The organism is Anaerococcus jeddahensis, assembly GCF_001182725.1.
Lineage (GTDB): Bacteria > Bacillota > Clostridia > Tissierellales > Peptoniphilaceae > Anaerococcus > Anaerococcus jeddahensis.
The window spans coordinates 327279-341869 of record NZ_CWHU01000005.1 but is presented as its reverse complement, the minus strand read 5'-3'; the positions used below and the strand labels follow the sequence as shown (position 1 = coordinate 341869).

Below are 14591 nucleotides of genomic sequence, written 5' to 3'. Positions count from 1 at the left end.
ATGATTTAGAGGTAATTTTATGAAGGATTTGTTATATATTAGTCATCCACAAATAAATCAAATAAGTGCCAAGATTGTAAAAAGAAAGTATGAAGATGATAATACAAAAATTATTTTGGATAGGAGTATTTTTATGCCAAAATCTTCCTATTTATTGGATGAAAAACCAAAAATTTCTGAAAATGAACTTTTGGATCTTGAATTTATAAACGGAAATTTGGTTCACACAATAAAAAATAAACCCCAAAAATCTTCAGTAAAGCTTTACATAGATAAGGAAAAAAGAGAAAAAAATCTAAGCTATAACACAGCTTTTTATATTTTTAAGTCACTTTTTAAAAGATTTTATAATACAGACCAAGTAAGTTTAAAAATCAAAAAAACTCATGGCCAGATAAAAGTTGCATATTTTTATGAAGATTTTAAATCTGATGATTTTTTAAAACTTTTTAATAAAATTATTGATTTGGGTTTAAAAATAAATAAGGATATGGATTTTGTTTGGATAAATGGTTTCGATAAATTTCAAAATTCCGGAGTTTATTTGAATAATACAAAAGATCTAGAAGGAATTTTTATCTTATCCATTGAAAAAATCGAAAAAAATCTCTTTATTGATTTCATTACAGGTAATGACTATAAAAATTTCACAAAAAATAATATAGAAATTATTGAAAATATTAAAGAAATTTGTTTTGAAGAAATATCTTCTTCAGAAAAAATTAGAAAAATAATTTCCGTAATTCAAAAATCTAAGAACATTTAAAGGCCCTTGCAACAATTTGCAAGAGCCTTCTTTTTATTTTACAAGTAAATTCAATATTTTTCCTGGTACATATATTACCTTAAATACATTTTTACCATCTATATATTTTTGTATATTTTGATCATTTTCTGCATTTGTTACTGCATCTTCTTGATTAGCATCTTTTGAAATTTTTATTGTAGCCCTAACTTTTCCGTTTACTTGAACAGGAAGTTCGATTGAATCATATTCAAGTTTACTTTCATCATATTTTGGCCAGCTTGTCCCATTTAATTCGCCTTCAAAACCAATTTCTTCCCACAATTCTTCAGTTAAGTGAGGTGCAACAGGATTTAATAAAATCAAATAAGTTTTGAAATCTTTTTTGGTGATTTTTCCAATATTTCTCATCTCATTTAATAAAGTCATTAAAGCTGCTATAGCTGTATTATATTTTAAAGATTCATAATCATCACTTACTTTTTTAATTGTTTGGTTTATTAAAATTTCGATTTTTTTTGTATAAGAATCTCCATCTTCAACCAAATCATAAAGATTAAATACTCTTTCCAAATATTTTCTACAACCTTTAACACCTTCGTCTGACCATGGAGCTGTTGATCTGAAATCTCCAATAAACATTTCATAGCATCTTAGAGTATCTGCCCCATAATCTCTTACAATATCGTCAGGGTTTACAACATTTCCTCTTGATTTTGACATTTTTTGATGGTCTTCTCCCAAAATCATTCCGTGAGAAGTTCTTTTTTGATATGGTTCTTTTGTTGGAACTTTTCCTATATCATATAAAAATTTGTGCCAAAATCTTGAATACAACAAGTGAAGAGTTGTATGTTCCATTCCACCATTGTACCAATCAACTGGTGTGTAATAATCTAAATTTTCCTTGATTGCAAGATCTTCATTATTATTTGGATCTGTATATCTTAAATAATACCAAGAAGATCCAGCCCATTGTGGCATGGTGTCAGTTTCTCTTTTTGCAGGCTTTCCACAAATTGGACAAGTAGTATTTACAAATTCATCAATTTTTGAAAGTGGACTTTCACCATCATCTGTTACTTCATAAGACTTTACATCTGGTAATTTTATTGGAAGATTTTCTTCTTTTTCAGCAACCCATCCATGTTCCTTGCAATAAATCATAGGGATTGGCTCTCCCCAATATCTTTGTCTAGAAAATACCCAATCTCTTAATTTATAATTTACCTTAGCAGATCCTAAATTTTTTTCTTCAACAAATTCAATCATTTTCTTTTTAGCATCTTCAACAGTAAGCCCATTTAGAAAATCTGAATTTATTAAAAGTCCCTTGTCAATTGAAGTTGTTGGCAAGTCTTCATCACCTGTATCAATTACAGGAATAATTGGCATCTCAAATTTTTGTGCAAATTCAAAATCTCTTTCATCATGGGCAGGAACTGCCATTATAGCCCCAGTTCCATAGGAAATTAAAACATAATCTGAAATCCAAATCGGAATTTCTTTTCCATTTACAGGATTTATTGCAGAAATTCCATCAAGCATTACACCAGTTTTTTCTTTAGTAAGCTCACTTCTTTCAAAATCAGATTTTTTCTTTGCAAAATCTTGATACTCTTTTACATCATCCAAATTTTTAATTTCATCTTTAAATTCTTCAAGCATTGGATGTTCTGGTGCAATTACCATATAAGTTGCCCCAAAAATTGTGTCAGGTCTTGTTGTGTAGACATTTAATTTATAATCTTTGTCTTTTAATGAAAAGTTTATTTCTGCACCGTGACTTCTACCAATCCAATTTTTTTGTTGAGTTTTTATTTTTTCTTCATAATCAACTTCATCCAAATCATCAATAAGTCTATCAGCATATTCTGTGATTTTTAGCATCCATTGATTTTTAACTTTGTGAGTAACTTCAGATCCACATCTTTCACATTTTCCATCAACAACTTCTTCATTTGCAAGACCAACCTTACAAGATGGGCACCAGTTTACTGGCATTTCTTTTTTATAAGCAAGTCCATTTTTATATAGTTGGATGAAAATCCATTGAGTCCACTTGTAATAATTTGGATCAGTTGTATTTACTTCTTTTGACCAATCAAATGAAAATCCTATTGATTTCATTTGAGCCTTGAAATTTTTAATATTATCCCTAGTTACAATTGCAGGATGTATGTGATTTTTTATAGCATAATTTTCTGTAGGAAGTCCAAAAGCATCCCAGCCCATTGGATAAATTACATTTTCACCTTCAAGCCTTCTTTTTCTCGCAACAATATCTAAAGCTGTATATGGTCTAGGGTGACCAACGTGAAGTCCTTGACCTGATGGATAAGGAAATTCTACAAGTGGGTAGAATTTTTTCTTATTTTTATCAAGCACTGATTTAAATGTTTCATTTTCATCCCATTTTTCTTGCCATTTTTTTTCAATGGCATTTGGATTATATTCTCTCATAAATTCTCCTTAGTTTTTTGATGCGAAAGATTTTACTGTCCTTGGATAAGGGATTACGTCACGGATATTTTTCATTCCAGTTAAATACATTACTGCTCTTTCAAATCCAAGACCATAGCCTGAGTGAACAACTGTTCCGTATCTTCTTAAATCTAAATAATTATGATAATCTTCAATCTTTAGACCATTATCTTCCATAGATTTTACAAGTTCGTCGTATCTTTCTTCCCTTTGGCTTCCACCAATTAATTCACCAACAGCAGGAACCAACATATCAAAAGCTGCTACAGTTTTTCCATCTTCATTTCTTCTCATATAAAATGCCTTAATATCTTTTGGATAATCTGTTACAAAAACTGGACCATCAACGATTTTTTCTGACAAATATCTTTCATGTTCAGTTTGAAGATCCATTCCCCATTTTACAGGGTATTCAAAATCAACATCAGCTTTAAGTAATTTTTCTATAGCTTCTGTATAAGTAATTCTTGCAAATTTTGCATCCTTAATTTTTGTAAGTCTTTCAATTAAAGTATCATCAATTCTTTCATTGAAAAATTCCATTTCATCCTTACAATTTTCAAGTACATAGTCTATCATGTATCTCATCATCTCTTCTGCTACATCCATACAAACATTATAATCTGCGAAAGCAATTTCAGGTTCAAGCATCCAAAATTCTGCAGCGTGTCTTGGTGTATTTGATTCTTCTGCCCTAAAAGTTGGACCAAAAGTATAAATATTTGATAGAGCAAGAGCATAATCTTCAGCTTCAAGTTGGCCTGAAACAGTTAAATAAGATTTTTTGCCAAAGAAATCTTTAGAATAATCAACTTTTCCATTTTCATCAAGATCTGGCTTATCCAAATTTTGTGTTGTTACTTGGAACATTTCTCCAGCACCTTCTGTATCAGATGCAGTAATTAGTGGAGCATTTAAATAAATAAAGCCTTTTTCTTGGAAAAATTTATGAAGAGCAAAAGCAAGTTTTGATCTTAATCTAAAAACTGCCCTGTAAGTATTAGTTCTAACTCTAAGATGAGGAATAGTTCTCATATACTCAAGAGATTGTTTTTGTTTTTGAATAGGGAATTTCTCATCGCTGTGACCTAACACTTCTACAGATTTTGCTTGAAGTTCATAAGCTTGTTTTGCATTATTGGTTTTTACAAGAATTCCATTTATTTTTAATGATGCTGAAAGATGTTCTTTTTGCAAATCTTCAAAATTTTCTAATTCTTTTCCAACAACAACTTGTAAATTTTTAAAAATTGTTCCATCGTTTAGTTCAATAAAACCTACATTTTTTGTAAATCTTGCTTGTCTAATCCAGCCTTCGACTGTAATTTCTTGGTCGATGTATTTTTCAACATCTTTTTTAATCTCTGATAATTTCATCCTTATTTCCTCTCTTAATTTTTTCTAAATTTTCATTAAGTATTTTTTCATAACCTATATCTTTTGACTTGTAAAATTTTTCATTTAAAAATCCATCTGGAAGATAATCTTGTTTAACATAACCCTTATAATCATGTGGATACAAATAAGTATTCTTTACAAGATTTTCACTTGCCTTGTAGTGAGTATCTTTAAGTTTATTTGGCACTTCAAGATCTTTTTCATTTTTTACAAAATCCATGGCCTTATTTATGGCCATATAAGTGGAATTATTTTTCTTTGCCAAAGACAAATAAATACAAGTCTCAGCCAAAATAATTCTAGCTTCTGGCATGCCAACAGTATTTATTGCGGTAAAAGTATTTGTAGCAAGGCTTAATGCATAGGGATCAGCAAGAGAAATATCTTCTGATGCAAAAATAATCATCCTTCTTGCAATAAATTTAATATCTTCGCCGCTATTTAACATTTTTGCCAAATAATAAACTGCTGCATCAGGATCTGAACCTCTCATAGATTTTATAAAGGCAGATATAGTGTCATAGTGTCTGTCTCCATTTCTATCATAAATTGAAATCTTTTTTTGAATAGAATTTAAGATACTTTGACGATCAACTTCTATTATACCTTCTTTATCATCTTGTGAAAATATAGCAATTTCCATTGCATTTAATAAGGCCCTACAATCTCCATTTGAATATTTAACAAGAGTATCTTTTGCATCCTTATCAATTTTTATATTTTTATTTTGCAAAACCCTATCTTTAGTAAGAGCCATATCAATTAACTTATACAAATCTTTATCAGCATGAGATTTTAATTCAAAAACATACATTCTTGATATAAGAGCCTTATTTACTTCAAAATATGGATTTTCGGTTGTTGCTCCAATTAAAATAATTGTAGAATCTTCTACAAAAGGAAGAAGATAATCTTGTTGAGATTTGTTAAACCTATGAATCTCGTCTATAAATAAAATTGTTTTTTTATTTTCAAATTTTAAATTATCTTTAGCAATTTCTATTTTTTTCTTTAAATCATTAATACCACTTGCAACTGCTGAAACTTTTTCAAAGGCCATATTGGTAGAATTTGAAATAATTTTCGCAAGAGTAGTTTTCCCTACCCCTGGAGGTCCATAAAAAATAGAAGAATAAATCCTATCAGATTTTATCATTCTTCTTATAATTTTACCTTCTCCCAACAAATGGTCTTGACCCAAAAAATCTTCAATTTTTTCAGGTCGCATCCTGTCTGCCAAGGGAGCAGATTTTTCTAATTGTATTTGTTTATTTAATTCAAATAAATCCATTATATCCAATCTTTCAAAAAAAGGACTAATGCTAATGATAAAATCAAAAGAAAATTTAAAGATTTAATATAATATTAAAGTTTTAATTTTCAAATTTTGATTTTATCAATTTTACGCAAAAGCCCTAAATTCCTAATTTTTATCTTTTAAATTTTTAATTTCTTTATAGAAACTTTCAACATCTTTAAATTCCCTATAAACTGATGCAAATCTTACATAGGCTACAGGATCTATTTTTTTTAGATGTTCCATGACAAATTTTCCAATGGTAGTGGACGATACTTCCTTTTTACCTATATGATTTATAGAAACTTCAACTTGATCAGCAATTTTTTCAATTTCTTCCATACTTACCGGCCTTTTCTCGCAGGATTTTACAATACCACTAATAAGTTTTGACCTATCAAAAGATTCTCTGGTGTTGTCTTTTTTTACAACCATCAAAATTTGATCTTCATATCTTTCGTATGTTGAAAATCTTTTATTACAAGTTTGGCAAAGCCTTCTTCTTCTAATGGCGTGATTATCTTCAGTTGCTCTAGAATCTATAACTTTTGTATCATTTGAGTCGCAATATGGACACTTCATTTTATTTTAAGAAGTCTGGAAGATCTATATCATCAAATGGATTTGAAGATTTTTGACTTCTTTGTGCTGGTCTTTGACTTGCACTTTGTGAAGGTCTTCTAGTTTCTATTACTTCTCTTCTTTGATTATCTTGGTCAAATCCAGTAGCTATTACTGTAATTTTAATATCCTCTCCCAAGGATTCATCGCTACCTACACCAAATATGATGTTAGCATCTGAATCAATGTGATCTCTTATTAATTCTGCTGCTTCGTTAGCTTCCATTAGACCAACTTCTGCTGCTGTTACGTTTAATAATACAGCATTAGCTCCTTCGATTGATGTTTCAAGAAGTGGAGAATTTACTGCAGCTTTTGCAGCATCTACCGCTCTATTTTCACCGCTTGCTCTGCCAATTCCCATGTGAGCTATTCCTTGGTCAGACATAATTGATTTAACATCGGCAAAGTCAAGGTTAATAACATTTGGCACAGCTATAAGTTCAGAAATACCACTTACAGCATCCATAAGTACTTGGTCAGCCATTTTAAAAGCATCAACCATTGAAGTTCTTTTTTCTACGATTTGTAAAAGTCTATCGTTTGGAATTGTAATTAATGTATCAACGCTTTCTTTTAAAGCTTCTATTCCACCTTCTGCAGATGTTTGTCTTTTTCTTCCTTCAAATGTAAAAGGACGAGTTACAACACCTACTGTAAGTATACCTTGTTCTTTTGCTTTTTTTGCTACAACAGGGGCTGCTCCAGTACCAGTTCCACCACCCATTCCGGCAGTGATAAATACCATATCTGCTCCCTTAAGTGACTGATCAATTTCTGATTCACTTTCTTCAGCAGCTTTTTCACCAATTTCAGGATTAGCTCCAGCTCCAAGTCCTCTTGTAAGCTTTGCACCAATTTGTAATTTTACGTCAGCATTTGCTTCATTTAAAGTTTGAAGGTCTGTGTTTAGTGCTATAAATTCTACTCCAGAAAGGCCACCCTCTCTCATTCTGCTTATAGCATTATTTCCACCTCCACCAACTCCAATTACTTTTATTTTGGCTAAGGCGTTATTTTCTACTTCCATATTAATATTTGCCATCTTCTCCCCCGTTTCATTAAGAATAATATTTTTTAATTATTTTCATCTTTTTCGTCAAGACTTTTTTCTTCAACTTCAACTACCGGATTCTTTCCTTTATCAAAACTAATAGAATAAGCATTTAATTTCTTATTTTCTAAATCTTTCAAAATCGAATCAAGCAGCTTTAGTTTATAATTATAATTTTTTAAATCTCCGAAATTAATCTGAATATCATTTATTATTATACCAATTTCATGATAGTTTTCCAAGTCAATTTCTTTTATGTCATTAGCATATTTTAGCTTTTGTATTGATTCAACAAATTTAATTATATTTTTATTAGTGCTAAATTTTTTTCCTATTTGTGGTTTACTTTTTAAACCCTTTATTTTTAGTAAAGAATCATTTTCAACTTTTGAAGTTTTATCCAATACTTTTCCCGTATTTGCAAGTAGATAATTGTCTTTTTTGTAGCGAGCAATCATATATGGATATTCTTCTTTTACTTTAACAGTTATTTTATCAGGCCATTCTTTTTCTATTGAAACGCTTTTAATAAGATCTTCTTTTTTAAGATTTTCTATGCCTTCTTCTTTGTCATATAAAATTATATTTGTTCCCATAGGATTATTTAACTTATTTAAAATTCTATCTTTTGTTAAAATCTTATTTCCCTTTATGTAAACTTGAGAAATTTTATAATAATCGTGGTTAAATAAATTAAATACTAAAATTGATGCGACAATAAATAATAAAAAAATTATATAAAATGGTGTAAAAACTTTATTTTTTCTTTTTAATTTTTTTCTTTTCCTATTTTTATTACTCATTATCTATTCCCATTAGTTTTTTTATAAGATTAAAAATATCATCACTTGCATTTGGATTTTGTAAAAGAGATGCTTTTTCTCCCATATCCTTTAATTTTTCTTTATCTTCTACTATACTTAGGATATTATCATAAAGGATTTTTCCATTTAATTCTTTTTCCAAAATCATAGAACACGCACCTTTTTCAAGATATGATCTTGCATTGTATTCTTGATGATTTTCAGTTGTGTAGGCTTTTGGAATTAAAATTGAAGCTTTTTTTAGATTTGAAATTTCACTTAAACTCATCGCCCCTGATGATGCTATTACAAGATCACTTACTGCATAAAACAAATCTATATTATCAATATAAGAAAATGCCTTTATATATTTATTTTCTTTGGTATTTTTTATAAAATCATCGTAATTTTTGGGTCCTGTTTGATGAAGTAGGTAAAATTTTCCATCCAAAAGCTCACTCATTTGACTAACTGCTTCATTCAAAAATTTTGATCCATTTGATCCACCAAAAGAAAATACAACTGGTCTATCTTTTTTTATGCCAAGATTTTCTAAATCTTTTTGACTATAAGAAGTATTAAAACTTGTTCTTACTGGATTTCCTGTTACATATACGTTATTTTGGTTTTTCAAATGTTTTTTTGCCTCTTCAAATGAAATGCAAACTAAATCAACTTTGTTTGATAAAAACCTTGTTGTAACACCAGGAAAAGAATTTGATTCGTGAATCAAAGTTTTAATATGTTTTTTACTTGCTTGGTAAAGAATTGGGGCACAAACATATCCTCCAGTACCTATTACCAAATCTGGTTTAAATTCTTTTATTATTTTTTTTGCTTCATTAAATCCTTTAAAATTAGTAAAAAGTGATTTGAAAAGTCTCTTTGAAATTCTTCTTGGAAGGCCCATAGCATCTATGGCTTTAAATTTATAACCATATTTTTTTACTATTCTCTTTTCTGGACCATCATTTAGGCCAACATATAAAATTTCCAAATTTTCTATTTCTTCTTCTAATTTTTGGCACATGGCTATGGCTGGATATATGTGTCCACCAGTTCCTCCACCAGATACTATAACTTTCATATATTTTCCTTTTCTAAAACTCTATTTTTAAAGTCATCTCCTCTTTGCATATAATTATCATACATGCCCCAGCTTGCACTTGCTGGTGATAATAAAACCGTATCAAAATCTTTCATAATTTCAAAAGATTTATCTACTGCTTCTTTCATATTATTAACTATATAATAATTTATTTTATATTTTTTACAAAGATCTTCTAGAATCCCCTTAGTTTGACCCAATAAAATCATGGCTTTGATCTTTCCTTTAGAATTTTCAAATAAGGGAGAATAATCAATTTTTTTATCATAGCCACCAGCTATTAAAATAATATTTTTATCAAAACTATTTATAGCTTTTATGGCACTATCTACATTTGTAGCCTTTGAATCATTAAAAAACGAAACATTTTTTATTTTTTTAACAAATTCAAGCCTATGACTAATTGCCTTAAAAGTTTTTGTGTGTTTGATAATTTCATCTAAATCAAGGCCAAACAAATATAGGCAAAGAATTGCACAAGATGCGTTTAATAAATTGTGATCTCCTACAATATTTAAGTCTTCTCTATTTAATAAAAATATTTCTTTTTCATCTTTTAAATAAAGACTATCATTTTTTAAATAAATTCCTCTTTGAACTTCTTCCTTTATAGAAAATTCATAAATTTTACCTTTAAACTTATCCTTATTTTTTCTTAAAATTTCATCATCATGATTAAGGATCAAATAGTCATTTTCATCTTGATTTATGACAAGCTTTAATTTATCTTCAATATAGTTTTCAAATGAACCATGCCAATCAATGTGATCTGGTGTAATATTTAAAATTCCTCCTATGTGTGGCTTAAAATATTTGGTGTTATGAAGTTGAAATGATGAAATTTCTTCAACAAATACTCCTTTTTTATTTTGCATTTGCCAAAGAATACCTTCTCCAATATTTCCAACACTTATTGCATTTTTACCACTTTCATTTAAAACATAAGTTATAAGAGAAGTAGTTGTAGTTTTTCCATTTGTACCTGTAATTGCTATAGTTTTTTTATCAGAAAAAAGTCTTTGTGATAATTCAATATCTGTAATTATCTCATTGTTTTTTTCTAAAATTTTAATAATTTCATCATCTGGTCTTATGCCAGGTGATTTTACTACAAAATCATATTTGTCTTCAATTTTTACATCAGAAATAGGGCTATAATTATAGCCCTCTAATCTATCGTCATTAATTTTATTTTTATCATAAGTATAGACTTTAAAACCTAATTTGTCCAAGGTCTTTACTGTTGATATTCCTGTAATTCCTAATCCGTAAACTAAAACTTTTTTCATAATACTGCGAGTAAAGTAATCAAAGATAAAATCACTGATACTATTGTGAAACCAGTAACTATTTTTGGTTCTTTGTATCCTTTCAATTCATAATGATGGTGGATTGGTGTCATTAAAAATATTCTCTTTTTATTTCTAAATTTATATGATGCCACTTGAATTATTACACTTAATGATTCAGCAACATAAACTCCTCCAAGAATAATTAAAAATATAGGCATTCCCATGTTTATTGCAAGTCCAACTACAGCTCCACCAATTGCCATTGAACCTGTATCTCCCATAAATACACTTGCAGGGTTTGAATTGTAAAATAAAAATCCTAAAACTCCTCCAAGCATAATACTTGCGAATAGTTTATCTTCAATATTTTGGCTTAAAATAATTAAAGTCAAAAATACTGGTACGGATACTTGACTAGAAAGTCCATCAAGTCCATCAGTCAAATTTACCGCATTTGATGTTCCAATCATAATAAACATCATTATTGGAATTCCTAAAATCGAAACATTTAATCTTATATCTGTAAAAGGAATCCATAATTTTGTTATCGTGTCATTTTGGTAAATAAAACATAAAACTGCAATTATAAAAGATATAAGAACTTGAAGTATTATTTTTTGTTTTGCAGTAAGGCCTAATGATCTTTTCAAAACTAATTTTCTAAAATCATCTATAAAACCAATTGCTCCAAAGCCAAATGTTGATAATAGTAATATAAAAGTTTTCATAGAAAAAGGAACAAATATCAATGTCAAAACAAGTGCTGATATTAAAAATATAATACCGCCCATGGTTGGTGTACCTGCTTTTCCGTAATGACTTTTTGGTCCTTCTTGTCTAATATTTTGTCCGATATGACTTGATCTTAAAATAGGAATAATAAGTTTTCCCAAAATCAAAGTTAATACCAAACTTATTAAAATAATTAAAATTGTATTTTCCATTTCTCCTACCTATCAATATTAAGATATACAACATTATCTTTATTTTCGTAAATCATGCCTAGATTTTCCATTGCATATCTTTGAATTTCTTTCAAATTAACAGAATCTTCAAGGTCTTTATTTAACCTATCTCTAGTTAATTGATAAGATGTATATTGACTTTGTAATTTATTATACTCGTTTCTTCTATTATTCAATTTTATATAATTATGTATAGTAACAAAAGCCATAAAAATAAAAGATAAAAATAATAAAGCTAAGACTCTAACTTTAAACTTCCTATCTTTTTTTTGAAGTTTATTACATCTAAACTTTATATCATAAGAAGCTTGATTATGCAAACTTAGCTTTACTCTTTTATTTAAATTTTTATTAACTTTTCTTTTTTTCAAAGCGCTTGCCATATCAAACCCTCTCACAAACTCTAAGCTTAGCACTATGTGACCTACTATTTACTTTAAGTTCTTCTTTTTTTGGTAAAATAGGTTTTTTGCTAATTATTTTAACCTTTTTTTCGTGATTGCAAACGCATACAGGAAAATCAGGTGGACAAATACATTTTTTACTCATCTCTTTAAATTTATTTTTAACGATCCTGTCTTCCAAAGAATGAAAAGTTATTACACATAATCTTCCATTTTTGTTAAGATGATCTACAATTTTTTCTAAAGTATTTTCCAAAACTTCAAGTTCTCTATTAACTTCAATTCTTAAAGCTTGGAATACTCTTTTTTCAGGATGAGCTTCGTTAGTATTTACAGATTTCATAACAATATTTCGGAGTTGTAAAGTTGTATTAATTTCGTGCATTTTTCTGTAATCTACTATTGCCTTAGCAATTGTTTTCGAATATCTTTCCTCGCCATATTTGGAGAAAATTTCCCAAAGCTCATCCAAAGAGTAATCATTGACAATTTGTTTTGCTGTTAACTCATTATCTTCGTTCATCCTCATATCCAAAGGACCGTCTTTCATGTAAGAAAAACCTCTATCTCCATTGTCAATTTGGTAAGAACTTACGCCAATATCCATCAAAGCGCCATCTATCCTATTAAAACCAGCTTCATCAAGGACATTTTCAATATTTTCAAAATTCTCATTAAAATATAAGACATTAGAAAAATCTTTCAAATTTTCTCTAGCTGCTTTGATAGCATCCTTATCTTGATCTAAGCCAATTAAAAGACCCTTTGGTGATAATTTTTTTAAAATTTCTTTAGAATGGCCTCCCTTACCCAAAGTTAGGTCAGCATATATTCCATCTTCTTTTATATTTAAGTTTTCTATTGTTTCATTTAATAAAACTGATTTGTGAGAAAATTCCATATTACTGATCCATAATTTCTGATAAGTTCACTTCAACATCACCAATATAATCATTCCAATTATCCAAATCCCAAATTTCAATGTTTGAATTATTTCCGATTATAATAGCCTCTTTGTTTAAATTAGCATAGTCGCGTAATTGCTTATTTAATAAAACTCGCCCTTGTTTATCCAAATAAGCCTTGATAGTGGAAGAAAAAAACAATCTTTTTATCGCCCTATTGTTTTTATTTTGGTAGGATAATTCTTCGTACTTTTTTGCACGTTTTTCAAACTCTTCAATAGTATATAAAACTAATGAGCGTTCTGGGCCCTTGGTTACATAAAATTCATTTCCAAGATCATCTCTAAATTCACTTGGCATCATTATTCTATTTTTAGAATCTAATTTATGAATGAATTCTCCTAGAAACATGACCCACCTTCTACCACTTATTTCCACTTCACCTATATTTTATACTAAAATCTTTAAATTGTAAAGGATTATAAAATTATTTTTTTCTAATTTTTCTTAAAATTTTCTATTTTTTTGAAGAATTTTCAAAAAAGTGGTATTAATTCCCAAAATAAAAATTTTCAATAAAAAAACAGCCTAAGCTGTTTCAAATGTTTGCAAAGTTTACAAATCCTCATGCTAAGAATATCATACGAAAAAAATTGATTTGATTTCAAATTTTAAAATTTAGAAATCACCAATTTTCGGATTCAGATATTCGTGCTTGAGGATTTTTCTACGTTCTAAAACAGCCTAAACTGTTTATTTTTTTCTATATGGTTTTAAATTTATATTTTTATATTTTACAAATAAATAAATTCCTACAAGTAAATAAATCACACTTGTAAGCTGAGCCATTCTAAATTGTCCTATCATTAATGAATCTGTTCTTAGTCCTTCTACAAAAAATCTCAATATCCCATAGGCCATAAAATAAATTGATGTTTGAATTCCTTTTTTCGGATTTTTTTTCCTATAATTTATTAAAAATAAAAATATTAAAAAATCTCCAATTGATTCATATAAAAATGTAGGGTGGACTTTTACTCCATCAACTATTATTGCCCAAGGTAAATTTGTAGCTCTTCCGTGAGCTTCTCCATTTACAAAATTCCCCCACCTTCCAATAGCTTGACCAAAAGCTAATGATGGTGCCAAAATATCTAACAAATCTATTAGTGGAATTTCTTTTTTCTTGGCATAAAAATAAATGCCGATTATTGCAAATAAAATTCCACCATGGATAGCAAGCCCTCCTGCTCTGAAATTTAAAATTTGAATTGGATCATTTTTGTACATATCCCATTCAAAAATGACATACCAAGCTCTTGCTCCTATTATTGCAAGTGGCAAAATTACAAAAAGCATATCGTAAATAAAATCTTCTTCAAATCCTCTTTTTACAAATTCTTTCTGAGCGAATTTTGCTCCAATCAATACTCCCGTAATTATTAATATTGCATACCAGTAGATATCAATTCCAAAAATTGAAAAAGCTACCCTGTCTATATTAAAATTTAACAT

At 28.7% G+C, this 14591-nt stretch carries 14 protein-coding genes; 1 reads left to right on the top strand and 13 read right to left on the bottom strand.

Annotation, left to right across the window (positions count from 1 at the left end):
- Window positions 1–19: 19 nt before the first annotated feature.
- Window positions 20–766 (top strand): hypothetical protein, encoded by a 747-nt coding sequence (locus BN2087_RS04710; RefSeq protein WP_049690706.1) that lies wholly within the window; start codon window positions 20–22, stop codon window positions 764–766.
- A gap of 33 nt (window positions 767–799) precedes the next feature.
- On the opposite strand, the gene leuS is transcribed toward BN2087_RS04710, so the two are convergent.
- From leuS to lgt, 13 genes are all read right to left on the bottom strand, one after another.
- Window positions 800–3208, bottom strand: coding sequence for a leucine--tRNA ligase (gene leuS, locus BN2087_RS04705; protein ID WP_049690705.1), 2409 nt, complete (start codon window positions 3206–3208; stop codon window positions 800–802).
- A 9-nt stretch (window positions 3209–3217) separates the two neighbouring features.
- A complete protein-coding gene (gene asnS, locus BN2087_RS04700; RefSeq protein WP_049690704.1) occupies window positions 3218–4606 on the bottom strand; it encodes an asparagine--tRNA ligase in 1389 nt (462 codons plus the stop codon).
- Entirely contained in the window at window positions 4587–5918 is a 1332-nt protein-coding gene (locus BN2087_RS04695; protein WP_049690703.1) for a replication-associated recombination protein A, read from the bottom strand. Before BN2087_RS04695 ends, asnS begins: the two co-directional genes overlap by 20 nt.
- Before the next feature lie 132 nt (window positions 5919–6050).
- A complete protein-coding gene (gene nrdR / locus BN2087_RS04690; protein WP_049690702.1) occupies window positions 6051–6506 on the bottom strand; it encodes a transcriptional regulator NrdR in 456 nt (151 codons plus the stop codon).
- Between the two features lies 1 nt (window position 6507).
- Complete coding sequence (ftsZ, locus tag BN2087_RS04685; RefSeq protein WP_049690701.1) at window positions 6508–7590, bottom strand: cell division protein FtsZ; 1083 nt, start codon at window positions 7588–7590, stop codon at window positions 6508–6510.
- A gap of 32 nt (window positions 7591–7622) precedes the next feature.
- Window positions 7623–8402: a cell division protein FtsQ/DivIB gene (locus BN2087_RS04680; protein ID WP_049690700.1), complete on the bottom strand. Its 780-nt coding sequence runs from the start codon at window positions 8400–8402 to the stop codon at window positions 7623–7625.
- Window positions 8395–9489, bottom strand: a complete 1095-nt coding sequence (gene murG / locus BN2087_RS04675; protein WP_049690699.1) for an undecaprenyldiphospho-muramoylpentapeptide beta-N-acetylglucosaminyltransferase — start codon at window positions 9487–9489, stop codon at window positions 8395–8397. The genes BN2087_RS04680 and murG overlap by 8 nt, the downstream gene beginning before the upstream one ends.
- Window positions 9486–10799, bottom strand: a complete 1314-nt coding sequence (murD, locus tag BN2087_RS04670; protein WP_049690698.1) for a UDP-N-acetylmuramoyl-L-alanine--D-glutamate ligase — start codon at window positions 10797–10799, stop codon at window positions 9486–9488. Before murD ends, murG begins: the two co-directional genes overlap by 4 nt.
- A complete protein-coding gene (mraY, locus tag BN2087_RS04665) occupies window positions 10796–11746 on the bottom strand; it encodes a phospho-N-acetylmuramoyl-pentapeptide-transferase (protein WP_049690697.1) in 951 nt (316 codons plus the stop codon). The genes murD and mraY overlap by 4 nt, the downstream gene beginning before the upstream one ends.
- Before the next feature lie 5 nt (window positions 11747–11751).
- The gene (locus BN2087_RS04660) at window positions 11752–12150 is read right to left on the bottom strand and encodes a hypothetical protein (protein WP_049690696.1); all 399 of its coding nucleotides are present in this window, start codon (window positions 12148–12150) and stop codon (window positions 11752–11754) included.
- Window position 12151: 1 nt separating this feature from the next.
- Complete coding sequence (rsmH, locus tag BN2087_RS04655) at window positions 12152–13072, bottom strand: 16S rRNA (cytosine(1402)-N(4))-methyltransferase RsmH (RefSeq protein WP_049690695.1); 921 nt, start codon at window positions 13070–13072, stop codon at window positions 12152–12154.
- 1 nt (window position 13073) lies between these two features.
- On the bottom strand, window positions 13074–13487 hold the full coding sequence (gene mraZ / locus BN2087_RS04650; protein WP_049690694.1) for a division/cell wall cluster transcriptional repressor MraZ: 414 nt from the start codon (window positions 13485–13487) through the stop codon (window positions 13074–13076).
- Window positions 13488–13829: 342 nt separating this feature from the next.
- Window positions 13830–14591: a prolipoprotein diacylglyceryl transferase gene (lgt, locus tag BN2087_RS04645; protein ID WP_049690693.1), complete on the bottom strand. Its 762-nt coding sequence runs from the start codon at window positions 14589–14591 to the stop codon at window positions 13830–13832.